The sequence below is a fragment of the Acinetobacter sp. YH12134 genome (assembly GCF_013418555.1).
GTDB classification, from domain to species: Bacteria; Pseudomonadota; Gammaproteobacteria; order Pseudomonadales; family Moraxellaceae; genus Acinetobacter; species Acinetobacter indicus.
In genome coordinates this window covers 48,630-74,387 of sequence record NZ_VPBT01000007.1, presented here as the reverse complement: position 1 = coordinate 74,387, position 25,758 = coordinate 48,630, and the positions used below count along the sequence as shown (strand labels likewise).

Here is a 25,758-nt window from a genome sequence, read left to right as displayed (position 1 = left end):
CTTTAATTAATGACTGATGCCGATATCCCTAACCCGAGTTAGCGGATACGCACACGCTTTTTATCACTCACGATTTTTTTCAGTTCAGCTTTGAGTGCGTCTACAAACTGATCCACTGATTCTTCTGTTTCCAGATAGACACTACTTGAGCTTTTGCTGTAAATGCTGGCGACATCAACTTCGACAACAGGTTTCGGTGGCACTACGGCTGTCACAGACTGTACCGGACTCGCAGCAGGTGTTGATGTAACTGGGCTGGCTGTAGTTGCTGAACTCGCCACACTCTCGGCTTTGCTCTGAGCCAGTTGTGCCGCTTTGGCCTGACGCTGGATTTCCGCCTGAACTTCGCTTTCCAACTCATACAAGGCTTCATCAAAACGCTCGACGCTGGTTTGAGTTTGCAACATATAGATGGTGGACAGGCTAGTTTCCACTTCAATATCCGTTTTCAGCAGTTGTAGTGGGCGTAATAGCTTGTTACTCAGCTCAGCGGTGGCAATACCACTGTTTTTAATCTCGGCTTCTAACTGTTTGATCTTGTCATCAATGTGTTCTATCGCCTGATTGCGCTTCTCAGTCAACAATTGCTCATTGACGCTTTCCACTGTACGAACCAAATCAGCCACTTTATTTAACAGACCATAGGGCGATTCAAGGGTGGAAATGCGATGTAATTCAGAGAGGGCTTTTTTTGCCACCTCATCACTGCCCAGCGCCTGTTTGTTTTTCTCAAAATGACGTAAGGCCTGTTGCAGTTGTTGCCAGCTTGGCATCTGGTTGCTGAAGAATTCATGAATATCACGATAATCTTCTTCCAGATCCAGATAGTCGTCCTTGTTCTCGACCACGGCCTTAAAGAAATCGAAGCTGTCGCTATTCGCCAGCAGACGTTCCAAAGTCAGAATAGACTTTTCAATCACTTTCTTACCCGGGAACTGCCCAACATCAGTTTTACTCTTATACGACTTAAAGTTGGCTAACCAAGTCTTAAGATGCTGCAAATAGAATTCAAATAGCTCTTTCTCAGTCGCTGGTCCCATCGCCGAGAACAGTTCTTGGGTGAGTTGGCGTGCCTGTTTCAATACCTGATCATCAGTCTGGCGTTTTTTAATGATCGACACATCACGGCGACGGCGGCTGTTTTGTAAAGGCTCAAAGGCATCTTTTAACTGTAAGCTGCCGCCATTTAACTGTAGTGAAATCCGCCCCATCGCAGCCAGCTGACCCACCAACAGTAAAATCTCGGCATCTGGCCAGCCATAAGGACGTTTGGCAAAACGATCCACCACATCTGACACCAGAATACGCTCTGTACCGGTGGCCCGTAGTGCAATGTACTGCTCCACTTCCTGTAGGGCTTTGGGATTGCTCTGACCGCCATCCAGAGACAATCCGAGCTGCGCCATATCATCCACAGTCAAGACGGCGTTCAGTTCACGCCAGGCATCCTGCTGATAGACCTGCAGATAGCTCAGTTTGGTATAAGTGTTTTCCAGCAAATAACGACAAGCCTCATCCAGCTTGGTGGTTGGACTTGAAGATGAAAGTTGTAGATGTTGACCCAAGGCATAACTTTCCGCGTCCAGCAACATTTCTTCGACCCGGACACGCAGGCGTTTTTTACGCTCCTGGTTCTCACGGCCACGGTCTGCCAGGATACGGGTGATATCGGACTGAGTGCCATCATCATTTAACCGAATAAATTTATTGGTTTTCAGCCAGGTGCGCAGTTCATTAAAGAACTGTTTATCGTCTGCCAGTTTAAACAGGACTTGTCCTTCGGCCTGAGTACTTTTACCAATACAGTAAGCTTCAGTATAGAGGTTGTATTCCGTATCCAGCGGAGAAATGATTTCAACTTTCAAATCGCTCTCATACTTGCCATCCAGGCTATGACCATCCAGAAAACGACCAATCTGATAGTCCATCTTGTTGGCTTGATGGCGGTATTTGTTCTGATCGCGCAGTAAATCTTTAAAGATCAGGTTGGCTAACTCTTTATTTTCTTCTGAAGCCGCTAAGTCTGTGGCTTTAATTTTTCGGGTAATATCCCGCTCTTCATTGGTTAGGAACAGGAACTCATCACCATTCCTAGTAATCAGGCTCTCTTTTTCCAGACGCTGCAGGCTCTCTTCAATCCGCTTGCGCAATGCCAGCTTATCTTCATCAATTTTCTCAATCGACAAAGTCACCAGGTTATCCAGCGTACCTTTGATGATATCGACATAGCGGATCATGAACAGGGTACGCAGCATCTGCACATCAAAACCATCCAGGGTCTTATTCTGCCCTGCCTGGTCGATGGTACGCTTCACTGCTGTATCCAGAAATCCTTCCACTGAAGTATAGAAGCGGTGGAAAGGAACCAGGGCACCGACTTCATCTGTAGCAATCGCATTCGCGGCCATCTGGAACGCATCCAACATGGACCGTTCACCATAGGCCAGGTGTGCACCGGTCGCACCGACCTTACGGATTTCTTCAAATACTTTTTGTACCAGCTGAAAATGGTACGGCGCAAAAGGATAGTTATGGATAAAGCTGTCTGGCCCCTCATAGTTCTTTAGGGTTGGGCCTGAACGGTCAAAGGTAATCTGATTTTTTAAGATATCGCCCTTTTGCTCAAACACTGATCTGAGCAATGCTTCTGCTTCTGGGGTTTTACGTAATAAACGTTTCTGGATGACTTCATCGGTATTGGAACTGGACAGTGATAACCGGGTTTTAAAACGACCAGCAATCTTGGAGAAGTCATTGGCTTTGGAAGAAGACATCTCACCTAAAACAGCATCGATGTCTGCCTGTGAGGTGACGATAATCCAAGCGCGGCCTTTACAGATCGTACCCAGGTTTTCAGTAATGGTTTGCAATGTCAGCATCAAGCGGGTATCGCTGCCAATAAACTGCCCCACTTCATCGACCAAGAACAACATGCGTTGCTGGGGTCCTTTGCTGTCCAGGTATTCTTTCACCCACTGACAGAAGTTTTCAACCGAAACACTAAAGGTCTGCTCAGAATCCTCAAACCACTTGTGTGCAGCTTCTGCTGATAGATTCAGTGCCTGAGAAATCGCAGTTTCGACATCATCCTGATAGAACTGATATCCGTCACGTTCTTCTAGCCAAGACATGCCGCTGGATTCCTCAAACGCCTGTTTAAAGCGTTCATACACCCCTTTCTGGCTCAGGTGACGTTCCATATGGGCAATATGTGGATGGTCAGCACTAAAACCCTGATACTCGTTAAACACACGTAAAAACACATTCAGGATCGGATTGCCATCGTCATTGGAACTGGCTTTACTGTCAATGTTAAACAGGATGACATCGGCATGATGGCTAACGGCCTTGCCAATATCGGCACGGATAAATGCATCGCGGATTTTAGTTTCATCAAAGAATTCTGCGGCGCTACGCTCGTTACCTTGCGCATCACGTACCACTTTATTGGCCAGAATATACGACAAGGTTTTCAGGAAATGTGATTTACCTGAACCAAAGAAGCCTGAAATCCATACGCCGACACGGTTGGCAATCGAAGGATCGCTCAGGTCTGTGCCATAAGACTGGAAAAAGTCCCGAAAATGCTTTTCCAGTTCATTGGTGACCACATACTCATCGAGTTCCTGATAAACCGTAGTATTGTCATTCTGGTCTGCTTTTACGACCCCGTTAATCGCACGATCTAATGGCTTATAAAAAAGTTCTTTAATGTTCATCTCAATCCATTCCCCCGAATTCTTATTTCTATTTGCCGTGTTAAGGCACTAATCTGAATGCTCTGTAGTAATTATTGCTTGGAATTTTTCCAAATAAACTCATCGCTTGACCGTCGTAATAACCTGGGTAAAACAGCACCACTGGCTTATGCCCCAGTAACGAATGCAAACTGTTCAATAAGTGATGGGCACGTAACAGTGGCCAAACCGACCCTACCCCAGTCATCAACACAATATCTTGTGCATTGGTGGCATATTTACTCACCAGATAGGGCGCGAACTTATCCATATGCAGTGGGCCTTTCAGCGCTTTGAGCAGCGCCTCATCGCCTTTGGCTTTTTGCATTTGAATGGCTTTATCGATGAAGTTACGCTCAGACAGATAATCCACCACGGCTTGCAGCAGGTTGATATTCACCACCTTCAGCTGACTGTGTTTTTTCTCCAGCATCCCGTCTAGAAAATGCAGATATTCGCGCACCTTCAACTCATCTTCAGGTGCATAATCAAAAATCCAGAAGCCAATTTCATTGCCCAATCCTTGTCCAGTGAGAAACTCGGTTGAAAGTATTCGCTCTGGAATCTGGTTCAGACGCTCATGTATTGTTTGACTCATTGCTGCCCCTCTACAACTAACGCGTCCATACCGACACTTCCATAGATCTTTTAATGCGTTGTTTATAATGTTCTTCCAACAGGCTACGCAGCTCTGCTCTGACGATCACGCGCTGCAACTCCAGCTTACGGGTACTTTTTAAATAACCGGCTTCTGCCAGCATGCGAAACACCACCTGCCCCATTTTTTTCTTGCTGGACTCTTTCCAATCACAGATATCCGGATCACGTTGTGAGCGTTCATCCAAAAAATCTGACCAGATATAACTGTCCAAGTATTGCGCCTGGGAGATATAGGCATCCCTCATCACCGTTTCCATAAACTCAAGCAGCAACAGGTTGCGTTCCAGTGCCCCACAAAAAGCCACCTGAGTCGCCAGCTCATCATCCCCATCCCGCAAAGCTTTCCAGAAATCAGGCTCTAAGCGCTCAAGACGCTTACGAATGGCAGTGGCGTTACGTTGGGCTGAAGCAGGCGTTCTTTTTTGCAGAATATTGTCAATCTGAATGGCCTGATGCCATTGTTCTGGAGTCGCTTCTCGTAATAACAGATCCGCGATCAGCCGGCTTTCACGCACCATCAGGGAACCGCCAATCAGGTCACTGTCATAATGAAATTGTTCTAACATAGCCAATCTCCTATGACGCCTGATCAAACAGGTAAGACGACAGCTTTTCGATATCTGAGCGTTGTAGTACCAAGGGATATTTCAAGGCATCATCCGCCTCAGCCAGCGTGATCGCGGCCTGATATCGCTGCAAAGTATAGTGAGCCAGGGCTTTTTTCACCGGAATCTGTAATCTGCCATCAGGCATGCCGAAGTCTTTTTCGACCAGCGCTTGTTGTGATGAGTTCAATTTTGGATTAGGGATCAGCGTCAGTACAATTTCTTCATGCCATTGCTGATCCTGAGCAGGGCCTACTGACTCAATCGCCATCACAACAGGTGTGCGATCAATTCTGGAGAGTAAAAAGTCCTTAAACTGCTTGCTCTGATGGCAATAGGCACGGACATGCCAGCGAAAACCGGTATACACCAGGGTGTGTGGGGAAATGATGCGTTCATGCCACTGCGGATTCTGCATCGAGGCATAAATCATTTTTAAAGTACTTTGGTTGCGGCAGGCACGCAAAACTTCCCGAATCACTTCAGGACGTACACTGCGATCAGGTAATTGAACTGCTGTAAGATTCGGTTCTGGCATCGCAATAAGGGCATGCGATTCACTGACCAAGCCCGAGAGCATATTGAGATATTCATTGATATGCGCTGTAGTCAGTACAGGCTGGAAGCTGGCCTTAGGCACATAACCCTTGACGGAGGGGTCATGAATCAAGGCATCGGGGTTATACAGCGTATTGTAACGCTTGATATCCGCAGAAGCCTGCTGTCGACTGAGCCCAAACCAGCTCATCAAACGATTGGTAACCAAACGACCTTCCCAGTAAGCAAGCAACTCGATGGCTCGCATTCGAAGAAGCACTTCATGCTTATCTGTCGTCATATACCAATCAGTCAATAAATAGCAGCTTTAAGATTACCCTACAGCAAATATACAGTAAATATTTTTGACGGTATTTAAAGGTAGTATTGCAATCATCAGATAAAAAATATACTAGTATCCTGATGATAGCCGTCAAAGTACGATCTCTAGCAGATCATGGATCCTGGTATAGCGCGTGAATTGAGCTAAGTTTTAGAATGAGAGAAATATGGGTTTTAGATTTCGTAAAAGTATTAAATTATTCCCGGGTTTTAAAATTAATCTGACCCATAAAGGCATCAGCAGTGCCAGCATTGGCAAACCTGGTGCTTCTCTAAATATTGGGAAAAAAGGTACGCGAACCAGTGTCGGCATTCCAGGTACGGGACTATCTTACTCTAAACACCAACCTTACTCTAAAAAGACCCGTGTTCCACAACCGACATCGCTAGAACACACGGAATATAATCCTCAGAATTTAGAACAACCGAAGGCAAAGATATGGCCTTGGATTATTTTTGGAATATTGTGTTTTATGGTGGGTGCCGTCATTTTTTAGCAAGAACCGCATTGTATTTTAATCAAAAAAAAAATGCCCAGATGGATGAATGGGCAAACTAAGGAATTAATATCCTTCAGAAACTCCAGCGCAATTCTCGCTACTTTCAGTAAGCGACTCTGGCTCAATCATGATAGTCTGACTCAATCGAGTCGAGGTAAATCGATCCATCACAATTGGAGCAGAAATTATGCTTGATCACACTCTTGGTTAATGCTGAAAAGTCTTTGAGTTTTAATTAATAAATAATAGTATCCATGTCTACCCTCAACTTTACTTATTTTCAGATAGCAACCAATCGAGAGCACTCATTTTTACAATACCATTATAATTCGCTTCAGTCCCTATCGTGTCTAATGTAAGCAAATACTTGGGATACGAATCAGAAATTTTCTGTAATGGACGTAACTCTCGGCTGAGTGTCTCCTCATTGAGCGTTTCTAATGCCACCTGATAATAAGTTAAATTCTGTAAAGTATCGACAGCAACAAAATCAATTTCATATTCATCAACCCGCCCTACATAGACCGTATAACCTCGTCTGACAAGCTCAAGATAAATCACATTTTCTAAGATATGACCTTGATCAGCATTAGCATCAGGCAACATAATCCGGCGCAATCCGACATCAACTAAATAGTATTTTTCAGAGGATTGTAATAACTCACGCCCGCGTACTTTAAATTGTGCGGCACTATAAAATAACAAACTGTCCTGTAAGCCCTGAATATAGCGTTTTACTGTTTCAAATGAAATTTTAACCCCACTTGAAACAAAGGTATTTTTAATTTTATTGATGGAAATAGCTGAGCCTGTCACGCTTGCCAAATATCTTGTGACACGCTCGAGAGAGTTAATATCGGCAGTATTCAAACGTGGAATAACATCTTTAAACATTACACTGGCATAGACCGCTTGCAAGTAATCATAAGTTTCCTGCTGGCTAGTCATGGCAAGCGTATAAGGGAAACTACTGCGCGTATACATGGCATACAAATCACGATTTGATAATTGTTGGATGATCGGATTATTTTCAATATGCCACTGTTTAAATTCTTGGAATGAAAGGGGTAAAACATGTTGCTCTATATAGCGTCCTGTAAGTAAAGTCGCAAGTTCTCCACTTAGAAAGAATGCATTTGAGCCTGTAATATATAAATCGATATAATCCCGAACATATAAAGAGTCGACTACTTTCTCAAAATTTGTAACATGTTGAATTTCATCTAAAAAAACATAGTTTTTTTTACTTTTATCAACTTTGGATAATACATAATCATGTAGTTTACGGTAATCGGTGAGTTCTTCAAATTCCATAAATTCGAAGTTGATGGCAATGATGTTTTCGGCTTGTACGCCCTGTGCTTTTAGGTCTTGTTGAAACATCGCCAATAAGGTGGATTTTCCAGAGCGACGTACACCCGAAAGCACTTTAATGACATCACGGTCTTGCCATGTATTCAGAAATTTTAAGTAGCCATCACGTCGAATATTAGCGCTTCTCATTATTTACACTTAGAATCTAAAGTTTTAATAAATTCTATCAAATTTTAGAATGTATATGTAAATATATTTAGTTTTAAGAAAAGTTTAAAGGTTAAGTGAAACATTCAAAGCTGCTGTAGAAGCATGTAAACATGCAGATCTGATCAAAATCCAAATTCTGTCTTTTTGATTATTTTCCATGTCATGTTATGTCATTTATGCTACGAGTTAACTGCTATATAAATTAAGTGAAAAGTAAATGGAACTAAGTTGTTAACTAGAGTGGAACTCATTTTTGTTGTGCTGATGGTCTCAGCCTTAATCCTAATTGCTTATGAAATGCTAAAAGGTTTATTTTAGAGCATCTATACAATTTTTGATCAAAAAAAGCCCACAGAGGGAATCTATGGGCGAAACTAAGGACCTTGACGGTCATTCAGAAACTACAGCTAGTTTCTGGTTGTGATTCTGGACTGAATTAAAAATAACCATATTGGCTGAATGTATCAAAAGTTAAATCATGTGATTAATCATTGATACTTCTGCAAAAATGAGCTCATCGCTCTGTTGATTAATACAGTAATTCACCAAACAAATCCGCTCTAATCTCTTCCAGGCTCAGATCTGATTTCATCCTATTACAGATGGGATGAACCAGCAGACCATTCTCTAGAACACCTTGCCCACCTACGGCTTTGGCAATCCGATGATCCGATTCAGTAGAATCAAGATAGATCAATCCATCACAAATGAGGCAAAAGTTATGATTACCCACCAGAAAATTGTGCTTAAGCAGACTCTTGGTTAATGCCGAAAAGGCCTTGGGCTTTGACCGAGAAATTGGACTAATCGACTCCACATATCCCACTCTATTGTAAACAAGACATTTTTATCTTTTATATTCAATGGCTTATTTTCCTGCTAATTGGTAATACCATGAAAAATACCATGCTCAGAAAAGGCTTAACAATATTTTGAAAAATTGCCTACTGAGCGCTGCCGCACAGCTCCATAGGCCGCTTTCCTGGCTTTGCTTCCAGATGTATGCTATTCTGCTCCTGCAGCTAATGGATCACCGCAAACAGGTTACTCGCCTGGGGATTCCCTTTCGACCCGAGCATCCGTATGAGACTCATGCTCGATTATTATTATTATAGAAGCCCCCATGAATAAATCGCTCATCATTTTCGGCATCGTCAACATAACCTCGGACAGTTTCTCCGATGGAGGCCGGTATCTGGCGCCAGACGCAGCCATTGCGCAGGCGCGTAAGCTGATGGCCGAGGGGGCAGATGTGATCGACCTCGGTCCGGCATCCAGCAATCCCGACGCCGCGCCTGTTTCGTCCGACACAGAAATCGCGCGTATCGCGCCGGTGCTGGACGCGCTCAAGGCAGATGGCATTCCCGTCTCGCTCGACAGTTATCAACCCGCGACGCAAGCCTATGCCTTGTCGCGTGGTGTGGCCTATCTCAATGATATTCGCGGTTTTCCAGACGCTGCGTTCTATCCGCAATTGGCGAAATCATCTGCCAAACTCGTCGTTATGCATTCGGTGCAAGACGGGCAGGCAGATCGGCGCGAGGCACCCGCTGGCGACATCATGGATCACATTGCGGCGTTCTTTGACGCGCGCATCGCGGCGCTGACGGGTGCCGGTATCAAACGCAACCGCCTTGTCCTTGATCCCGGCATGGGGTTTTTTCTGGGGGCTGCTCCCGAAACCTCGCTCTCGGTGCTGGCGCGGTTCGATGAATTGCGGCTGCGCTTCGATTTGCCGGTGCTTCTGTCTGTTTCGCGCAAATCCTTTCTGCGCGCGCTCACAGGCCGTGGTCCGGGGGATGTCGGGGCCGCGACACTCGCTGCAGAGCTTGCCGCCGCCGCAGGTGGAGCTGACTTCATCCGCACACACGAGCCGCGCCCCTTGCGCGACGGGCTGGCGGTATTGGCGGCGCTGAAAGAAACCGCAAGAATTCGTTAACTGCACATTCGGGATATTTCTCTATATTCGCGGTTCAGCAGGCATGTCCCCTTTGAGGGCGACCCGACGACAGGATAATCGACCTTATGGTGCGCAAATATTTCGGCACAGACGGTATTCGTGGCAAAGCCAACGAAGGCGCGATGACGGCGGAAACCGCCTTGCGCGTCGGCATGGCGGCTGGCCGTGTCTTTCGTCGCGGTGACCACCGCCATCGTGTCGTGATCGGCAAGGATACGCGCCTGTCGGGCTATATGCTTGAACCCGCGCTCACAGCCGGTTTCACCTCGATGGGCATGGACGTATTCCTTTTTGGCCCGCTGCCGACAACGTATAGGAAGAATAAACGCCCTTTTCACCCAAGTCCAACAGCTTTGGACCGCAGTTGACTCTTTCGACACCCCTGCGATGCAACCCAATCCGGCTGACGGGGAGCCAGCAACGCTGAAAATTTACCCTCCTCTTTCCCACTAGCGGCTCCTTTTCCGACAACCAGCACGGCGGATCCCTGCCGCGGCGCTGTGAACGCAGCATTTTGATTGGTATCGTTGGCCTTCAGGCTCGTCAGTCAAACAGACCCAGGAGCAGCTCAGCCGGTGGCGCCCGGCTTTCGGGTAACGCCCTGGTCCCGCTGGTTTCGGCTTTGTGCTTCAGGTGATCAAGGATCTGCTTGATCACTATAGGGTCTTCAATGCAGGCGATGACTTTCATGGCGCCGCCGCAGCCGCTGCAGGTCTCGATGTCGATATTGAAAACACGCTTGAGCCGTTGCGCCCATGTCATCGACGCTCGCCGTTGTGCTGGTGTTGCCGGTTCATCAGCCACCCTGACCTTGTTGCCCCTGCCCCGTTTTGCCGGCGTGACCAACGCCCGGTGCCGACTGTTGGGTGCGAACACCCCGTGGAAGCGGGTTAGGTTGACTCTGGGCTTCGGTACCAGGGCGGCCAGCCTTGCAATGAAATCCAATGGTTCGAAAATGACGTGCGTGGTGCCGTCCCGGTACGGCGTCTTGAGCTGGTAGCGCACGTTGCCGCCTCGTGTTAACGACAGCCGCTTCTCGGATACCGCCGGGCGGCTGATGTACCGGCACAGCCGTTCGAGCTTCTTGCGTTCATCGGCCCTGGCCGCCACGCCGGCGTGCAGGCTGGACCCGGCTACCTTGCCAATCCCGTCACCGAACGGATCACCACTGGTCGGCAGAGTTTGCAAAGTGAACACCTTTCGCCCCGCCTGTGAACCGACAGCGATACGGTAAGTGATCGAGTGCCCCAGCAGGGGTGTCATCGGGTCGTCATCCACCGCATCCGAGGCCAGATAGCTGTTTTCGACATCCCGTTCCAGCAGGCCTTGCCGTTCCAGATAGCGACCCACCCGGTGGGCGATGGTGTGCGTCAGCTGGGTGAGCTCTGGGCTGGTCGGCGCCTTGACCCAGCGGAAACGCGCTGAGCCGTGGGATTGCTCGACATACACACCGTCGAGAAACAGCATGTGGAAGTGAACATTCAGATTGAGCGCCGATCCAGAACGCTGGATCAGGGTGACCGCGCCCGTCTTGGCCACTTGGTGGGTATGGCCCGCTTTCTTGACCAGGTGCGTGGCAATGACGCGGTAAACGATGCCCAGCACCCACCCCATGATCTCGGGCCGGCTGGCAAACAGGAAACGCAGCTGAAACGGGAAGCTCAACACCCACTGACGCATGGGTTGTTCAGGCAGTACTTCATCAACCAGCAAGGCGGCACTTTCGGCCATCCGCCGCGCCCCACAGCTCGGGCAGAAACCGCGACGCTTACAGCTGAAAGCGACCAGGTGCTCGGCGTGGCAAGACTCGCAGCGAACCCGTAGAAAGCCATGCTCCAGCCGCCCGCATTGGAGAAATTCTTCAAATTCCCGTTGCACATAGCCCGGCAATTCCTTTCCCTGCTCTGCCATAAGCGCAGCGAATGCCGGGTAATACTCGTCAACGATCTGATAGAGAAGGGTTTGCTCGGGTCGGTGGCTCTGGTAACGACCAGTATCCCGATCCCGGCTGGCCGTCCTGGCCGCCACATGAGGCATGTTCCGCGTCCTTGCAATACTGTGTTTACATACAGTCTATCGCTTAGCGGAAAGTTCTTTTACCCTCAGCCGAAATGCCTGCCGTTGCTAGACATTGCCAGCCAGTGCCCGTCACTCCGCGGTCTTCACTGCGTGATCGAGTTGATCGACACCCGCCGTGACACGCTCCATGAAGTGCCTGCCTGCGTCTGTTAGCCGAACGCCCCGCGCATGGCGCTCAAATAGCAGGACACCAAGGTTATCCTCCAGCGCTTTCACACGCGCGCTGACGCTCGACTGGCTGATACCAAGTGCCTTGGCCGCATGCCGAAAATTCAGATGCTCGGCGACGGCGATGAACTGAACAAGGGAAATGAGCGGTATCCTGCCAGACAGGATACCGACATTCACGAGGTTTCGATGGTTAGTGCGCCGCATCGGAGCGGGCCTGCTACCAGTCGTCGGTTAGACGACTGGCGACTTCTCGGTGGCAGCCCCACGGAGCCGAAGGAGCACCAGCCCCAACGAAACCAGTACCGCCATCGCCGTGGCGTAACAGATCACGGGCCACGCTGTGTCACCGTTTAAAAGTGCCACCGCCAATGTCCCGACAATGCTGACTATCAGGCTTTGAACGCAGAAGTAGAACGCGACCGCTGATCCCGCGATGTCGTCGAACTCTGCCAAAGCGCCGTTCGCGGTAACGGACACCGTGAAGACAATACCGACCGCGACAACCCACATCGGTAGGATGAAGGTGAGGAATGACGGCGAGCCGTAAAGTTCGCCGATCCCCAACAGGACCGCTCCGCAAACAAGCAACGCCATCCCACGCGCCACGCATCCTGCGATGCCCCATCTGGCGACAAAGGACTTCGCGAAACGGGTTGTCACGATCATTACAAGCGCGACAGTGGCGAAGGCAAAGCTGAATCCGATCTCGGAATATTCCGCTTGGCCTATGAGCACACGGGGAGCCGTCGAGAAGAAGACGAAGTAGGTGCCCATACCGGCGCTAAAGCCGACAGTGTAAACCCAAAAAGCCGGACTCGCGAAGATCGGCAAGACAGATCGGCGCGTCTTGACTTGATCCAGAGGGCGGGTTTCGTGCCACCTGAAACCCGCATTTAGGAGTGCGAGCATCGCCAGTATAGCCAAAGTAATGAATATCGCCTGCCATCCCAAGAACTCGCCGATCAATACTCCGGCGATAGGGCCGAGCGCAGGCACGAACGCCAGCATCGAACTGAAAAGGCCGTAGATGACGACACCCTCAGGACGGTTGGCATAAACGTCGCGAACCGTCGCGAACGTCGCCACCAGCATGGCCGACGCGCCCACTGCTTGAAGTAGACGGAAAGCGACAAAGGCCGGTGCAGTTGAAGACCAAGCTGCTCCCAGAGACGCAATGACGAAAGCCGTTGCGCCCGCAAGTAGAATTGGCCGTCGCCCGATTCTGTCTGAGAGCGGACCAAAAATCACCTGGCCCACGCCGAGCATCACCATATAGAGGCTCAACGTGAGTTGGATCATAGCGGGCGTCGTGTTCAGGATGCCGGGCATCGCTGGAACGACAGGGAGATAAATATCCATCGCCAGTGAAGCGAGGATGTCGAAAGGAGCCATCAGCAGCAGTGCTGCCGGCAGCGTATAGGCCCACGCGGGGCGTGTGGTGGTCATGACGAATCAACCCTCGATTAAGGAATACCGGGCGACGTCTGCTCGTCAGCAATCAGATGAGACTAGCCTTACAGAGCGCCGCAACAACAATACTGGTTGTTGCGGCTTACTTGTCTGCTGACTTGGAATTTCCCATCTGATTACTCCACGCTTACGAATATGAATTGCTACATTTTATCCGATTATCTTTTGCTTCGCAATGCGGCATGGGCGCACTCAGCGTTCCAGCCCCCTCTGCCGCCCTAACTGCCACGACACCGACCCGCCCTGCACGATGCCCATAACCTCGCGGCCGAGTTGGCGGTCGATGATCGGCCGCCACGGGACAAGGGTGAACTCATGGGATTTCTCGACCACGGCGAACTTGCCGCTCGATAGATGCACGGTTCCGGTAAACTTGCCGCTGACGCTCTCGCCGTCCGTGGCGGCGCGGAACGGCAGGCCCTTACTCAAAGCCATATCCGATCCGACGCCGGCTACCTCGCGCTCCCGCAGGATGGCGAGAAGGTTGCGCCGGTAGAAGACGCGGCTGTCCCGGCTGCGGGTGGCGTCGCCCTGTTCGATATGGTGCTCGCGGCGCTGGTCCATGGCTTCGCGGACTTGTTGCCCGAAGCCGGTTGGCGCAAGGTCGGCCGTCTCGCCGTGGATCAGCCGCCGGTCCAGCCAGGTCGCGCCGTCCGATCCGATCTGTTTGTTCAGATCGACCGGGGAAAGGACGCGAACGCTGGCCTGACTGTCTCGGCCGGCGTCATGGGCGGCGGCACGGCTGACCAGATCATCGGGGATGCGCCATTGGTCGGCGTCGATCCGCTCGACGATACCGGCCCGGCGTAGCGCCTCCAGCCGGCGCACATGGGCATCGACATAGCCCTCATAGTCGCCGCCTGGAACGCGGCACGTATAGGAAGAATAAACGCCCTTTTCACCCAAGTCCAACAGCTTTGGACCGCAGTTGACTCTTTCGACACCCCTGCGATGCAACCCAATCCGGCTGACGGGGAGCCAGCAACGCTGAAAATTTACCCTCCTCTTTCCCACTAGCGGCTCCTTTTCCGACAACCAGCACGGCGGATCCCTGCCGCGGCGCTGTGAACGCAGCATTTTGATTGGTATCGTTGGCCTTCAGGCTCGTCAGTCAAACAGACCCAGGAGCAGCTCAGCCGGTGGCGCCCGGCTTTCGGGTAACGCCCTGGTCCCGCTGGTTTCGGCTTTGTGCTTCAGGTGATCAAGGATCTGCTTGATCACTATAGGGTCTTCAATGCAGGCGATGACTTTCATGGCGCCGCCGCAGCCGCTGCAGGTCTCGATGTCGATATTGAAAACACGCTTGAGCCGGTGCGCCCATGTCATCGACGCTCGCCGTTGTGCTGGTGTTGCCGGTTCATCAGCCACCCTGACCTTGTTGCCCCTGCCCCGTTTTGCCGGCGTGACCAACGCCCGGTGCCGACTGTTGGGTGCGAACACCCCGTGGAAGCGGGTTAGGTTGACTCTGGGCTTCGGTACCAGGGCGGCCAGCCTTGCAATGAAATCCAATGGTTCGAAAATGACGTGCGTGGTGCCGTCCCGGTACGGCGTCTTGAGCTGGTAGCGCACGTTGCCGCCTCGTGTTAACGACAGCCGCTTCTCGGATACCGCCGGGCGGCTGATGTACCGGCACAGCCGTTCGAGCTTCTTGCGTTCATCGGCCCTGGCCGCCACGCCGGCGTGCAGGCTGGACCCGGCTACCTTGCCAATCCCGTCACCGAACGGATCACCACTGGTCGGCAGAGTTTGCAAAGTGAACACCTTTCGCCCCGCCTGTGAACCGACAGCGATACGGTAAGTGATCGAGTGCCCCAGCAGGGGTGTCATCGGGTCGTCATCCACCGCATCCGAGGCCAGATAGCTGTTTTCGACATCCCGTTCCAGCAGGCCTTGCCGTTCCAGATAGCGACCCACCCGGTGGGCGATGGTGTGCGTCAGCTGGGTGAGCTCTGGGCTGGTCGGCGCCTTGACCCAGCGGAAACGCGCTGAGCCGTGGGATTGCTCGACATACACACCGTCGAGAAACAGCATGTGGAAGTGAACATTCAGATTGAGCGCCGATCCAGAACGCTGGATCAGGGTGACCGCGCCCGTCTTGGCCACTTGGTGGGTATGGCCCGCTTTCTTGACCAGGTGCGTGGCAATGACGCGGTAAACGATGCCCAGCACCCACCCCATGATCTCGGGCCGGCTGGCAAACAGGAAACGCAGCTGAAACGGGAAGCTCAACACCCACTGACGCATGGGTTGTTCAGGCAGTACTTCATCAACCAGCAAGGCGGCACTTTCGGCCATCCGCCGCGCCCCACAGCTCGGGCAGAAACCGCGACGCTTACAGCTGAAAGCGACCAGGTGCTCGGCGTGGCAAGACTCGCAGCGAACCCGTAGAAAGCCATGCTCCAGCCGCCCGCATTGGAGAAATTCTTCAAATTCCCGTTGCACATAGCCCGGCAATTCCTTTCCCTGCTCTGCCATAAGCGCAGCGAATGCCGGGTAATACTCGTCAACGATCTGATAGAGAAGGGTTTGCTCGGGTCGGTGGCTCTGGTAACGACCAGTATCCCGATCCCGGCTGGCCGTCCTGGCCGCCACATGAGGCATGTTCCGCGTCCTTGCAATACTGTGTTTACATACAGTCTATCGCTTAGCGGAAAGTTCTTTTACCCTCAGCCGAAATGCCTGCCGTTGCTAGACATTGCCAGCCAGTGCCCGTCACTCCCACTCTATTGATGTGTGCTTAAAAAACAGGAGGGTTTAACTTGGTAAACTATACATACTCATTAGGAGTTTACCATGAGCAAGAAACAGAAGACTTACACCGCAGAATTTAAAGCTGAAGCCATAAAAGCCATTGAAGAGAACCAAGGTAATGTATCGGAATCCGCTAGACAACTTGGCATTTCAATGCAAACCCTTTCGAACTGGAATAACAAAGCAAAGGCTGGAACTTTAGCAGGCACAAAACAGTATTCGCCCGATCTAAACGCCTTACTCGAAGAAAATAAGAAGCTTAAACAACAGCTCAAAACAGCTGAAATGGAACGTGAATTTTTAAAAAAGGCAGCAGCGTACTTTGCCAAAGAAAGTCAGTGAGGTACGCCTATATGAAATCGCAAAGCCACTTATTTCCGATTATTTTAATGGCTCGATTACTTCGTGTATCCGTTTCTCGCTTTTATGATTGGCTAAAGCGAGGCATGAGTAAAAGATCAATTCAGCGAAATCAGCAGACAATTTTGGTCAAAATAGCCCATGAAGAAACCAAACAAAGCTATGGCTATGTTCGATTAACCAAGCATTTACAAGCGCAAGGTATCAAAATAAGTACGTATGCTGTGCGCCAAATAAAAAAATCAAATCAGTTGTATTGTAAGCGCCATAAGCGTTTCAAAAGAACCACGAACAGTGATCACAACCGTTCTATTTATGACAATTTACTCAAGCAACAGTTTTCAATGACGAAGCCTAATCTTGCGTGGTCGAGTGACATTACCTACATTTGGACGGCTGAGGGCTGGTTGTACTTGGCAGCTGTCAAAGATCTTTACACGAAACAGGTTGTTGGCTATAGCTTAAATGAGCGCATGACAGCCAAGCTTGTTTGTGATGCATTGAATATGGCTATTCGCAATCAGAAACCTGCTAAAGATCTCATTGTACATTCAGATAGAGGCAGCCAATATTGCAGTAATGAATATCGAAACTTACTTGAGAAATTTGATTTTCAGGGTTCAATGAGCAAAAAAGGCGACTGCTTTGATAATGCACCGATAGAGAGTTTCTGGGGCATACTCAAAAATGAACTAGTCCATCATCGCAACTACAAAACAAGGGAAGAAGCCAAAGCGGATATTACAAAATATATAGAGTTATTTTATAATCAGCGAAGAATTCAAAAAGGCTTGGATTTTAAGACACCAAATCAAATGGCAGAAGACTTTTATCGGTTAGCTGCCTAGAATCTCCCAAGTGAAAGTCTCCTGCTAATTCAGCACACATCACTGTTGATAAATTTTCTAAACAAAAAGGATCAAACTAATCTATAAGCTTTGTGGGTTAGAAAAAAAATAACTCACTTTGCATTGATCATATTTAAATTCTTGTTTTATCCATAGCACTAACCTATTAATTTTAAAAAATAATAGGTACTGGCTAAATAGCAAATCGATACATATCTTTTTCATAGAGGAAATATGATTTTAGTAAGTTCTTGTCTGGCTGGCTTAAAGGTACGTTATAACGGGACGCATAGCTTAAACGAAAAAATCGAAAAATTAGTCAAAGATGGAAAAGCTACTATGGTATGTCCAGAGATTCTTGGCGGTTTATCAACACCACGCGAACCTGCCGAGATTTCGGGAGGTAATGGCGATGATGTCTTAGATGGAAAAGCCTGTGTAATTGAAAAATCAGGAAAGGATGTGACTTCAATCTATATTGAAGGGGCATATAGAACTTTAAAAAAAGTTCAATTATTAAAAGCTACTCTGGTAGTGCTTAAAGAAAATAGCCCTTCATGTGGTAGTTCAATGATTTACGATGGTCAATTTAATGGGAATAAGATCTATGGCAATGGAGTTACCTCCGCTTTGCTTAAACGTCATAATATAAAAGTCATTTCAGAAGAAACTTTTTGGCAACTTTTACCCTAGTTCCTCCGCTTTTATTTAAAATCTTCATGCAACTCCAACCACGCCCCCCTTTGCAATATCAAGTCTCTTCGGTATTTAGAGATATAGTGAGGTAATAATCTAAGAAGCATATCCATTACTTCCACATCAGTTAAAAAGTAGTGGTTCAATTTTATGCTGTAATTCTTTAACAATTTTAGCAAGCTGATCATGTAAAACTAACCAACATTGCTCATGACCTTGCCCAATATATTCATCTATTATGAGTTGCAAAATGTCTTGATCTATCTGACTTAAGAATTCTAAAAACCATGTCGCAGCAACATCCTTGGCAACTATTGTTTTATGATCTAATGTATAAGCTATACGGCATAGCGCTAAAATTTGATTACATTCATCCTGATCGTCTTTCCAATGAGCAATAATTTGTGGATAAGTTTTTTGCATGGCAAATATTAATTGTTCATAGCTAATTGGATTTAACCAATCGCAAATATCAGGTCCAAAGATAGTAATGTTATGTAATTGGGCAGTTTTAAGTAAAATACTAATATCTGGATCAGATTGACTATAAAGTAATTCACCTTTGAGTAATTCTTCTCTCAACCACTCGCCATATTGTAGCTGATATGTATATGGATGATTTTTATTGGTAATACTCCCTTTTTCTAATATCGTAATTTCTAAGGCACGCGCTGTAGCATGACCAATCGGAACAGATATATTTAGAAAATTCTGCGCTAATTGTTTTCTTTCCTGATCGGTAATTTCACGTTCAATAATAACTAAAATATCAAGATCACTTTTATGTTTTAAACCACCATCAACATACGAACCATATAAATAAATAGCATAAAGCTTATCTTTAAAATTTTTTTGTAAAAGCTGTTTTACACTTTCAACTTGGCGACACTCTTCATCATTTAAGCTTTGCATATGATTTTTAATTTAAAAAAATAAGTAATGAATTCATAGAGCATTATACAGAATAAGTGTAAATAATTTAATCAATTAGTAAATAACATACTATTTTTACAATATATTTACTTTCAATATAGAGTTTAATACATAAAACTCTATCAATCAAAAAAAGCTTGAAACAACATCTGAATAGTAAGAGTCATTTCCTCCTCACTTAGAGATGGATCCGGAAATTTGAACAACTCCTATAAGTGATACTCTGCTCCTCAAATGATGTTATAAACATCAATATATGGAGTATTTTATGGCACGTAGACCAAGAAGAAATCATTCAAACGACTTTAAGGCTAAGGTAGCACTTGCTGCGATCAAAGCAGAAAAAACACTTGCTGAATTGAGTTCTGAGTTTGATGTTCATCAAAACCAAATTATTGACTGGAAAAATCAATTGATCTCAGCTTCCTCACAAGCTTTCGATCAATCAAAAGCTCCATCAGAACCTCCCATTGATCTTAAAAAGTTACATGCAAAAATCGGTGAGCAGGCATTAGAAATTGATTTTTTAGAAGGTGTGTTGAAGAAACTGGGCCGCTTCAACCACAAAAGTTAATCGATCACTCACTTCAGATTTCAGTATCTAAACAAGCTAAGTTACTGAAAGTCTCTCGTGGTTGTTATTATTATCGCCCAAAACCTGTTAGCTCATCAGATCTGAAGCTGATGCGATGTATTGATGAATTACATATGCAATATCCTTTTGCAGGCAGTCGTATGATGCGTGATTTGTTGAATCGTCAAGGGCATCATATAGGACGACGTCATACACGTACTTTAATGAAGAAAATGGGTATTCAGGCGTTATATTGCAAACCAAATTTAAGCCAGGCTAATCAAGCTCACCGTAAATATCCATATCTGCTCAAAGGATTGGCTATTCAGCGCAGTAATCAAGTGTGGTCTACGGATATAACGTATATCCCTATGGCAAAAGGCTTTGTTTATTTATGTGCTGTGATTGATTGGCATAGCCGCAAGGTACTTGCGCATAGGGTATCGATTAGTATGGAGGTGGATTTTTGTATTTCGGCTTTAAATGAAGCGATTGAAAAATATGGATCACCTGAAATATTGAATACAGACCAAGGCAGTCAGTTCACCAGTGATGCATTTATTGATGTATTGAAATCAAATGGCATTCAAATCAGTATGGATGGTAAAGGTCGATGGGTAGATAATGTGATGGTTGAACGATTATGGCGGAGCGTTAAATATGAAGAGGTGTATCTCAAAGCTTATAGCAGTGTCACAGATGCGAAAAAGCAATTGAGTGCATATTTTGAGTTTTATAATCTGAAACGACCTCATTCGAGTCTAGACAAAATGACACCAAATGAGTTTTACTATGATCAGCTACCCCAACAAAACAAGGTGGCTTAACTAGAGCGGAATATCACTTATAAATACGCTTTTAGTTGTTCAAACAAGTGGAACCACCTCTGTTTGTAATGATATTTTATAAAATTCAATATTAGATCTGCAGAGAAAAACTTATCAAACTAAGTATTGGCTAGTCTTTTTCTTCGAAAAACTTATCAAACGAAGTATTAAGTTAATCTTTTTCTTCAACTTCTTCCTTAAACTCAAACAAATCATTCATCGTACAGTTAAAGTACTTACACAACTTATCGGCGACTGGTAATTCAATACGTACAGCACGGTCATAATACATACTTGTGAGCGTGTTGCGATTGATACCTGTTGCATGCACCACTTCACTTAATTTTAAAATTTTTCTATCGCCCATGAGGCTAGATAACTTACAAGTAATCATATTTAAATTAATTTACAAAAAATAACTTGCTGTGGGTTATTTGAAGTTGTTGACTGAGTAATACTTTGCTAAAATTAACCTACAGCAGGTTATTACAACTTATAGAAAGTATATTTTATCCATTTCAACTAAATTATAACTTTTTAAATATAAGGATTGAACCTGCATTAGATTATTTTGTGGAGATGACCGCCGTGTTACCAAATGAGTTATTGATCAGCCAGCAAGCTCGTGACTTAGGAAATCAATTAATTAAAGAAATGAACATCAATAGAAGTTATGGAATGGCTAATTTTCTTGGAGTAAATACTTGCTATGATAATCATCAGGCTGTACTTATTTGGACATTTCAACTGCTTGAAAGGGAACCTGCCTTAAATGAATTAGCAGAAATTAAAAAATATTTTCTTTTAATCTTTCCAGATAGTGTTTATCAATTAGCCTAAGTTGTTTTTAAAATTAATTTATTAAATAAAAAGCACTAAATCAAAGAAAGCTTTATTTAAAAATACCTATTAATTCAAAAACATACCATTTACTGAATATATGAAGCATAGGTTCCTGCTCTATCACTCACTCGTACTAAAATTACATCGCTCTTTTTACTGATACTAAACAATTTATGTCCACGCCACGTTCTGCGGCTTCGAGGGCTAGTTTTTGTTGAACCACTGAGAACAAGGACAACAAACTGCCTACTATATTTTCCCGGAGAGTGGTGTAGGAACTTTTTCATTATTGCTAATCATATCAGCGACAACATCAGCAACGAGCTCCTCTATTCCTGAGAATGCTTTAGACTGATCCGCATCAAGCCAAGACAATGATGGAAACTCAGCACATCATTCGTTTAAGACCTATTTTAATGACGGCACTGGTCGCAAGTTTAGGTTTTATTCCAATGGCGTTAAACACTGGAATTGGTGCAGAAGTACAACGACCACTAGCAACAGTTGTTATCGGCGGTATTGTATCTTCTACAATTTTAACTTTGTTTGTATTGCCTATTTTATATCAATGGGCGCATGGCTCTGAGAGTAGCAAACAGCAATCCGACGAAATTTAAAATCAAAAAAAGCAGCTTAATTACTAGGTTATGCCTAATTAAGCTGCTTTTAATATTGTATGCCCAACATTTTATTGATAAAGCTTACTGCGCTTCATCCCGACAATTTTCATTTAAAAACTCAAACTCTATCGTTGTATGCGATAAATGATAGGAAGATAATTTAGCTGCAACTTCTTGTTTAAGCCTAATTAATTCTTTAACGTCAAAGTTGTCACTCAGCTCAAGGTGCGCTGTTAAAACGTGACTTTCACCATCTAGTGACCAAAAGTGCATGTGGTGGATACCATTAACTTCAGGAAATTCCATTAGTGATAGTTTAATACGCTTTTGAGTCTCTTTATCGGGTGCAGCTTGAAGAAATAAAACGAGTGTTGATTTCAGGTTTTTGAAAACATTAAACAAGATGAACAGCGTGAACCCTATTGATAAAAGGGGATCTAATATCGGCAGTTCAGCGAACAACAGTACGATAGAGACTATAAGAACGGCAACCCATCCAAGTACATCTTCAAGAAGGTGCCATGTCAGCACTTTCTCATTTAATGTTTCACCCGCTTTTAATTTTAATACAGCATATCCGTTAACGGCAACGCCGAGTATCGCTAGCCCTAACATCCCCTCGACTACAGGCATTTCAGGATTGGACAGCTTTGGAATTGCTTCAAATAAAATCCAAATTGAGCCAATGATTAAAACAATACTGTTTATCAATGCGCCAAAGAGAGTAAGTCTACGATAACCATAACTAAACTTATCTGATGCTTCTTTATCTGAAAAACGACTTAAAATCCACGCAAAACCTATTGAAAGACTATCACCAAGATCGTGAACTGCATCTGCCATTATCGCCGTACTGTTAGTGAGCCAACCACCTATAAATTCGATAATAGTGAATGTCACATTAAGGAAAAATGCCCAACCAATACGGTCATCTTTACCATGTTGATGACTATGATTATGGTTGTGCATTTTGTACCTCTAGTACTTTTCTATTTCTTAGTTTTGATACATTCATATTAATCAAGTGACGTATCAAGCGTTGATATATCCAGCGTTTGAACCCCGACAAGTTAGTCCCTTTTTCGAGATAGAACTCATCAGGGGAATCATAAAGCCCAAAGTCATCATGAATACCTTCTTTTTGAATATAGGTATTTTCTCCACGCCAATCTGTATCTGGTGATGAAAAGCACTTTGTTGCAACACCATAACCACAAAAATCATCTTTTACAAACTGATAAGCGGCACCAATTTTGTTGAAGTTATCCAAGTTTTTCCACCTACGTTGATCGATCAAGGATTGGATATCTTTGTGTTCAAAATTAACGATATTCGTATTGTTTAAATATTTCTCAGTCATTTTTTATATATCCTTTTCGTTGCATACTTATACTATAGACTCTATAGTAACTATAGAGTCAAATGTCTGGGGGAAATTGATGAAAATAGGCGAATTGTCAAAAAAATCGGGCTGTTCAATACAAACGATTAGATATTATGAAAGAGAAGGATTACTGTTAAATCCAAATCGTTCAGAAGGTAATTTCAGGCTGTATGATAGCAAAGCACTTAAACAATTGGAATTCGTAAAGCATTGTCGCAGCCTAGATATATCACTCAATGATATTAAACGTCTTATCGAATTAAAAAATAAGCCAGAAGAAAGCTGCTCTAGCGTTAATGCATTAATTGATCAGCAACTTGCACTAGTGAATAAACGCATGAAAGAATTAAGGGCGCTTAAAGCTGAATTACAACAAATGGCTAGTGCTTGTGGTTCGAACAACCCAACATACTCATTATATTCTGCTGACCATGTAACACGGCAAGTATATTGTTTACTATCCATTTGAAACCCCATAATGTTTTAAGTCTATGTATAAAAGTACGATTTTCACTTAGCAGTACTTAAATAATCACCCCACCACTGCATCATTTCAGTCCGCTGGGCTAAATAGTCAGCGTGATTATAGCTGGCACGGGTACGGTTCTTATCAATATGTGAAAGTTGTGCCTCAATCCAGTTATCCTGGAACAAACCTGAGTCATTCAAAATGGTACTAAAAGTGGAACGTAGTCCATGAGAGGATAATTGATGTTTTCCATAGCCCATCTTACGTATAGCCATATTTAATGTATTAAAATGAATCGGTTGATTATGTTTCCGTGGGCTAGCAAAAATGTACTTTTCACCGTATGACCATTGCATGACGTCTTTTAAAATATCTAAAGCCTGATCTGAAAGTGGAACTAAGAAGTCGGGAATCTCATGGCCTAATATGACTTTTCGTCGAAACTGTTTAATATGCAAGGCAGGTATTTTCCAGACTTTTTCATTTAAATCAAAATGATGAGGCTCAGCCAATAACAATTCAGCCCCTCGCACGCCAGTATGTAATTTGAACAGCAGTGCTTTTTTAATAATCGGATGGGCATCCAATTTTTGTAATTTATACTTAAAATCAGATATATCCTCCGCTTTCAAATACGGATAATTTTTCTTGATTTTACTGTTAATGGCGATTTTATTTAAACCATGCGCGATGTTGAATTCACAATAACCCATCGCTACAGCGTAGTCATAAATTTGGTTCAAATAACTACAAGCTTTCTTGACAGGTTCTTTTACTTGGCGTCCCTCTATTTTTTTGATTACTGAAACCAGGTCATAACGCTTGATGTTTTGAAAAGGTAGATCCTGAAGGTCTGGATAAATATCTTGCTGTAAGCATCTTTCTGCTAACTGTAGTACACCACAGCGGGGTAGATCGTTGAAGGCATTTTTCAGTTTGAACTGTAACCACTCCTCCCCGACCTTACCAAAGGTGATGACATTAGAGGCAGTATCTTGTTCAAAACAGAAATCATTGTCTTTAAAGTCATCTCTGACTTGTCGTGCCTTTTTCAGCGATAAATCAGGATAACGACCTAACTGAATGCGTCGACGTTTTTTAGTTTGTGGATCTGTATAGCGATAGCACCAAGATTTTCTTCCACTCGGCTCAATCTTCAGGCTAAGCCCATCTTCATCGGATAAAAAACTGGTTTTTTCCTTACAATGAGCTTGGCGAACTTTAATTTCAGTAAGACTCATGGAATTTAAATGAAACCTAACAATGGGTTGATTGGATCAATTATATCAAAATAGAACGCTTTATGTATGATGCGTACACTACGCATCATATATATTTGTAATATATTGTTTTATATATTTAATATTTTAAGTATTTGTATTTTAGTAACCATTATAAGTACCACCTCTTCTTTAAGTTCCCAACAACTCACTTTTTCTGTCATCAATGTTAAATAAGTCTTGTGCTTTAAATTCTTAGATGACCTCCTCTACCCTTTATTATCATTTTTATAAAAGTAACTATATGTACTCATTAAAATTTGTAGAGCTCAAAAACAAAAAAGACCGCTATATAGCAGTCTTTTAACTTAATTAAATAATAATTAATTCATTTTCATCATAAGTGCATAAGCATCACGTTTGTTTTGACGCAATGATTCTATCTCGGACTTCGTCAGCTGTTTTACGAGAGTAATTAACTATAACTAAAAATATAGACAAATATTTGCATAAGTTCTCATTTTGTCTATGTCGATTCAGTAGTGGCAAGGTGGGTATTTATTAGAGATTTAAATGATTATCTTTTGTATTTTAGGTGAGTGTCTTGGTATATTAGCATCCATATCTATTGATTATCCAATCCCTTAA

General features: G+C 45.0%; 23 protein-coding genes and 3 pseudogenes. 9 read left to right on the top strand and 17 right to left on the bottom strand.

Annotated elements, in window-relative coordinates; genetic code table 11:
- Nucleotides 1-38 precede the first annotated feature (38 nt).
- The 4 genes from brxC to FTU69_RS06760 are packed head-to-tail and all read right to left on the bottom strand — an operon-like array spanning nt 39 to nt 5,840.
- Nucleotides 39-3,719, bottom strand: a complete 3,681-nt coding sequence (gene brxC, locus FTU69_RS06775; protein ID WP_180004195.1) for a BREX system P-loop protein BrxC — start codon at nt 3,717-3,719, stop codon at nt 39-41.
- Nucleotides 3,720-3,759: 40 nt separating this feature from the next.
- Nucleotides 3,760-4,335, bottom strand: coding sequence for a DUF1788 domain-containing protein (locus FTU69_RS06770; protein ID WP_086355031.1), 576 nt, complete (start codon nt 4,333-4,335; stop codon nt 3,760-3,762).
- Nucleotides 4,336-4,351: 16 nt separating this feature from the next.
- Entirely contained in the window at nt 4,352-4,963 is a 612-nt protein-coding gene (locus FTU69_RS06765) for a DUF1819 family protein (RefSeq protein WP_121523422.1), read from the bottom strand.
- 10 nt (nt 4,964-4,973) lie between these two features.
- Complete coding sequence (locus FTU69_RS06760; RefSeq protein ID WP_180004198.1) at nt 4,974-5,840, bottom strand: WYL domain-containing protein; 867 nt, start codon at nt 5,838-5,840, stop codon at nt 4,974-4,976.
- A gap of 208 nt (nt 5,841-6,048) precedes the next feature.
- Here FTU69_RS06760 and FTU69_RS06755 point away from each other — a divergent pair, with 208 nt between their 5' ends.
- Entirely contained in the window at nt 6,049-6,378 is a 330-nt protein-coding gene (locus FTU69_RS06755) for a DUF4236 domain-containing protein (RefSeq protein ID WP_005403805.1), read from the top strand.
- A gap of 273 nt (nt 6,379-6,651) precedes the next feature.
- Here the strand turns inward: FTU69_RS06755 and FTU69_RS06750 are convergent, their stop codons facing one another.
- Together FTU69_RS06750 and FTU69_RS06745 are read right to left on the bottom strand one after the other, a co-directional pair.
- Complete coding sequence (locus tag FTU69_RS06750; RefSeq protein WP_160255372.1) at nt 6,652-7,884, bottom strand: ATP-binding protein; 1,233 nt, start codon at nt 7,882-7,884, stop codon at nt 6,652-6,654.
- A 550-nt stretch (nt 7,885-8,434) separates the two neighbouring features.
- Nucleotides 8,435-8,746: pseudogene (locus tag FTU69_RS06745) on the bottom strand (HNH endonuclease signature motif containing protein); the annotation flags it as partial.
- A gap of 282 nt (nt 8,747-9,028) precedes the next feature.
- Here FTU69_RS06745 and sul2 point away from each other — a divergent pair.
- Entirely contained in the window at nt 9,029-9,844 is an 816-nt protein-coding gene (sul2, locus tag FTU69_RS06740) for a sulfonamide-resistant dihydropteroate synthase Sul2 (RefSeq protein WP_001043260.1), read from the top strand.
- An 86-nt stretch (nt 9,845-9,930) separates the two neighbouring features.
- A complete protein-coding gene (locus FTU69_RS06735; RefSeq protein WP_000251875.1) occupies nt 9,931-10,233 on the top strand; it encodes a phosphoglucosamine mutase in 303 nt (100 codons plus the stop codon).
- 175 nt (nt 10,234-10,408) lie between these two features.
- Here FTU69_RS06735 and FTU69_RS06725 read toward each other — a convergent pair whose 3' ends face one another.
- The 5 genes from FTU69_RS06725 to FTU69_RS06705 form a co-directional block, all read right to left on the bottom strand.
- The gene (locus FTU69_RS06725) at nt 10,409-11,902 is read right to left on the bottom strand and encodes an IS91-like element ISVsa3 family transposase (protein ID WP_163167828.1); all 1,494 of its coding nucleotides are present in this window, start codon (nt 11,900-11,902) and stop codon (nt 10,409-10,411) included.
- Nucleotides 11,903-12,013: 111 nt separating this feature from the next.
- Nucleotides 12,014-12,319, bottom strand: coding sequence for a LysR family transcriptional regulator (locus FTU69_RS06720; RefSeq protein WP_001255015.1), 306 nt, complete (start codon nt 12,317-12,319; stop codon nt 12,014-12,016).
- Nucleotides 12,320-12,346: 27 nt separating this feature from the next.
- Complete coding sequence (floR, locus tag FTU69_RS06715; RefSeq protein WP_000214122.1) at nt 12,347-13,561, bottom strand: chloramphenicol/florfenicol efflux MFS transporter FloR; 1,215 nt, start codon at nt 13,559-13,561, stop codon at nt 12,347-12,349.
- Between the two features lie 216 nt (nt 13,562-13,777).
- Complete coding sequence (locus tag FTU69_RS14800) at nt 13,778-14,662, bottom strand: DUF3363 domain-containing protein (RefSeq protein WP_001447541.1); 885 nt, start codon at nt 14,660-14,662, stop codon at nt 13,778-13,780.
- Between the two features lie 30 nt (nt 14,663-14,692).
- Entirely contained in the window at nt 14,693-16,186 is a 1,494-nt protein-coding gene (locus FTU69_RS06705) for an IS91-like element ISVsa3 family transposase (RefSeq protein ID WP_180103629.1), read from the bottom strand.
- 192 nt (nt 16,187-16,378) lie between these two features.
- On the opposite strand from FTU69_RS06705, the gene FTU69_RS06700 reads away from it, so the two are divergent.
- Nucleotides 16,379-17,544, top strand: a protein-coding gene (locus FTU69_RS06700; protein WP_119285041.1) for an IS3 family transposase whose coding sequence is annotated in 2 segments (ribosomal slippage) — nt 16,379-16,637 and nt 16,637-17,544 — 1,167 coding nt in all. Because the reading frame shifts where the segments join, the coding sequence is not laid out codon by codon here.
- 234 nt (nt 17,545-17,778) lie between these two features.
- Entirely contained in the window at nt 17,779-18,237 is a 459-nt protein-coding gene (locus FTU69_RS06695) for a DUF523 domain-containing protein (RefSeq protein ID WP_077170035.1), read from the top strand.
- Nucleotides 18,238-18,363: 126 nt separating this feature from the next.
- Here the strand turns inward: FTU69_RS06695 and FTU69_RS06690 are convergent, their stop codons facing one another.
- On the bottom strand, nt 18,364-19,152 hold the full coding sequence (locus tag FTU69_RS06690) for an aminoglycoside adenylyltransferase domain-containing protein (protein ID WP_038350081.1): 789 nt from the start codon (nt 19,150-19,152) through the stop codon (nt 18,364-18,366).
- Nucleotides 19,153-19,429: 277 nt separating this feature from the next.
- On the opposite strand from FTU69_RS06690, the gene FTU69_RS06685 reads away from it, so the two are divergent.
- Nucleotides 19,430-20,574 (top strand): IS3-like element ISAba14 family transposase gene (locus FTU69_RS06685; RefSeq protein ID WP_099046175.1). Its coding sequence is split into 2 segments (ribosomal slippage): nt 19,430-19,694 and nt 19,694-20,574, totalling 1,146 coding nucleotides; the frame shifts between segments, so codons are not numbered across the junction.
- Between the two features lie 172 nt (nt 20,575-20,746).
- On the opposite strand, the gene FTU69_RS06680 is transcribed toward FTU69_RS06685, so the two are convergent.
- Nucleotides 20,747-20,968, bottom strand: a complete 222-nt coding sequence (locus FTU69_RS06680; protein WP_004658364.1) for a helix-turn-helix transcriptional regulator — start codon at nt 20,966-20,968, stop codon at nt 20,747-20,749.
- A gap of 194 nt (nt 20,969-21,162) precedes the next feature.
- On the opposite strand from FTU69_RS06680, the gene FTU69_RS06675 reads away from it, so the two are divergent.
- On the top strand, nt 21,163-21,414 hold the full coding sequence (locus tag FTU69_RS06675; RefSeq protein WP_004658363.1) for a hypothetical protein: 252 nt from the start codon (nt 21,163-21,165) through the stop codon (nt 21,412-21,414).
- 252 nt (nt 21,415-21,666) lie between these two features.
- Here the strand turns inward: FTU69_RS06675 and FTU69_RS06670 are convergent.
- Nucleotides 21,667-21,810 (bottom strand): annotated as a pseudogene (locus tag FTU69_RS06670) (antitoxin HicB); the annotation flags it as partial.
- Here FTU69_RS06670 and FTU69_RS06665 point away from each other — a divergent pair.
- Nucleotides 21,810-22,034, top strand: a pseudogene (locus FTU69_RS06665) (efflux RND transporter permease subunit); the annotation flags it as partial. The pseudogenes FTU69_RS06670 and FTU69_RS06665 overlap by 1 nt on opposite strands.
- 84 nt (nt 22,035-22,118) lie before the next feature.
- Here FTU69_RS06665 and FTU69_RS06660 read toward each other — a convergent pair.
- Nucleotides 22,119-23,006: a cation diffusion facilitator family transporter gene (locus FTU69_RS06660; RefSeq protein WP_127800877.1), complete on the bottom strand. Its 888-nt coding sequence runs from the start codon at nt 23,004-23,006 to the stop codon at nt 22,119-22,121.
- Nucleotides 22,993-23,397 carry a hypothetical protein gene (locus FTU69_RS06655; RefSeq protein WP_163146585.1) on the bottom strand — a complete coding sequence of 135 codons (405 nt, stop codon included), beginning with the start codon at nt 23,395-23,397 and terminating at the stop codon, nt 22,993-22,995. Before FTU69_RS06655 ends, FTU69_RS06660 begins: the two co-directional genes overlap by 14 nt.
- 79 nt (nt 23,398-23,476) lie before the next feature.
- Here FTU69_RS06655 and FTU69_RS06650 point away from each other — a divergent pair, with 79 nt between their 5' ends.
- The gene (locus FTU69_RS06650; protein ID WP_005245163.1) at nt 23,477-23,890 is read left to right on the top strand and encodes a Cd(II)/Pb(II)-responsive transcriptional regulator; all 414 of its coding nucleotides are present in this window, start codon (nt 23,477-23,479) and stop codon (nt 23,888-23,890) included.
- A gap of 41 nt (nt 23,891-23,931) precedes the next feature.
- Here the strand turns inward: FTU69_RS06650 and FTU69_RS06645 are convergent, their stop codons facing one another.
- Nucleotides 23,932-25,131, bottom strand: coding sequence for an integrase arm-type DNA-binding domain-containing protein (locus FTU69_RS06645; protein WP_005245164.1), 1,200 nt, complete (start codon nt 25,129-25,131; stop codon nt 23,932-23,934).
- Nucleotides 25,132-25,758: the final 627 nt, after the last annotated feature.

What these genes read in the sequence shown, in the direction of transcription:
- FTU69_RS06660 (WP_127800877.1), bottom strand. Translation starts at nt 23,006, where the DNA reads ATGCACAACCATAATCATAGTCATCAACATGGTAAAGATGACCGTATT.
- brxC (WP_180004195.1), bottom strand. Translation starts at nt 3,719, where the DNA reads ATGAACATTAAAGAACTTTTTTATAAGCCATTAGATCGTGCGATTAAC.
- FTU69_RS06750 (WP_160255372.1), bottom strand. Translation starts at nt 7,884, where the DNA reads ATGAGAAGCGCTAATATTCGACGTGATGGCTACTTAAAATTTCTGAAT.
- sul2 (WP_001043260.1), top strand. Translation starts at nt 9,029, where the DNA reads ATGAATAAATCGCTCATCATTTTCGGCATCGTCAACATAACCTCGGAC.
- FTU69_RS06645 (WP_005245164.1), bottom strand. Translation starts at nt 25,131, where the DNA reads ATGAGTCTTACTGAAATTAAAGTTCGCCAAGCTCATTGTAAGGAAAAA.
- FTU69_RS06650 (WP_005245163.1), top strand. Translation starts at nt 23,477, where the DNA reads ATGAAAATAGGCGAATTGTCAAAAAAATCGGGCTGTTCAATACAAACG.
- FTU69_RS14800 (WP_001447541.1), bottom strand. Translation starts at nt 14,662, where the DNA reads ATGCTGCGTTCACAGCGCCGCGGCAGGGATCCGCCGTGCTGGTTGTCG.
- FTU69_RS06760 (WP_180004198.1), bottom strand. Translation starts at nt 5,840, where the DNA reads ATGACGACAGATAAGCATGAAGTGCTTCTTCGAATGCGAGCCATCGAG.
- FTU69_RS06680 (WP_004658364.1), bottom strand. Translation starts at nt 20,968, where the DNA reads ATGATTACTTGTAAGTTATCTAGCCTCATGGGCGATAGAAAAATTTTA.
- FTU69_RS06690 (WP_038350081.1), bottom strand. Translation starts at nt 19,152, where the DNA reads ATGCAAAGCTTAAATGATGAAGAGTGTCGCCAAGTTGAAAGTGTAAAA.
- FTU69_RS06720 (WP_001255015.1), bottom strand. Translation starts at nt 12,319, where the DNA reads ATGCGGCGCACTAACCATCGAAACCTCGTGAATGTCGGTATCCTGTCT.
- FTU69_RS06765 (WP_121523422.1), bottom strand. Translation starts at nt 4,963, where the DNA reads ATGTTAGAACAATTTCATTATGACAGTGACCTGATTGGCGGTTCCCTG.
- FTU69_RS06770 (WP_086355031.1), bottom strand. Translation starts at nt 4,335, where the DNA reads ATGAGTCAAACAATACATGAGCGTCTGAACCAGATTCCAGAGCGAATA.
- FTU69_RS06735 (WP_000251875.1), top strand. Translation starts at nt 9,931, where the DNA reads ATGGTGCGCAAATATTTCGGCACAGACGGTATTCGTGGCAAAGCCAAC.
- FTU69_RS06755 (WP_005403805.1), top strand. Translation starts at nt 6,049, where the DNA reads ATGGGTTTTAGATTTCGTAAAAGTATTAAATTATTCCCGGGTTTTAAA.
- FTU69_RS06705 (WP_180103629.1), bottom strand. Translation starts at nt 16,186, where the DNA reads ATGCCTCATGTGGCGGCCAGGACGGCCAGCCGGGATCGGGATACTGGT.
- FTU69_RS06655 (WP_163146585.1), bottom strand. Translation starts at nt 23,397, where the DNA reads ATGACTGAGAAATATTTAAACAATACGAATATCGTTAATTTTGAACAC.
- floR (WP_000214122.1), bottom strand. Translation starts at nt 13,561, where the DNA reads ATGACCACCACACGCCCCGCGTGGGCCTATACGCTGCCGGCAGCACTG.
- FTU69_RS06725 (WP_163167828.1), bottom strand. Translation starts at nt 11,902, where the DNA reads ATGCCTCATGTGGCGGCCAGGACGGCCAGCCGGGATCGGGATACTGGT.
- FTU69_RS06695 (WP_077170035.1), top strand. Translation starts at nt 17,779, where the DNA reads ATGATTTTAGTAAGTTCTTGTCTGGCTGGCTTAAAGGTACGTTATAAC.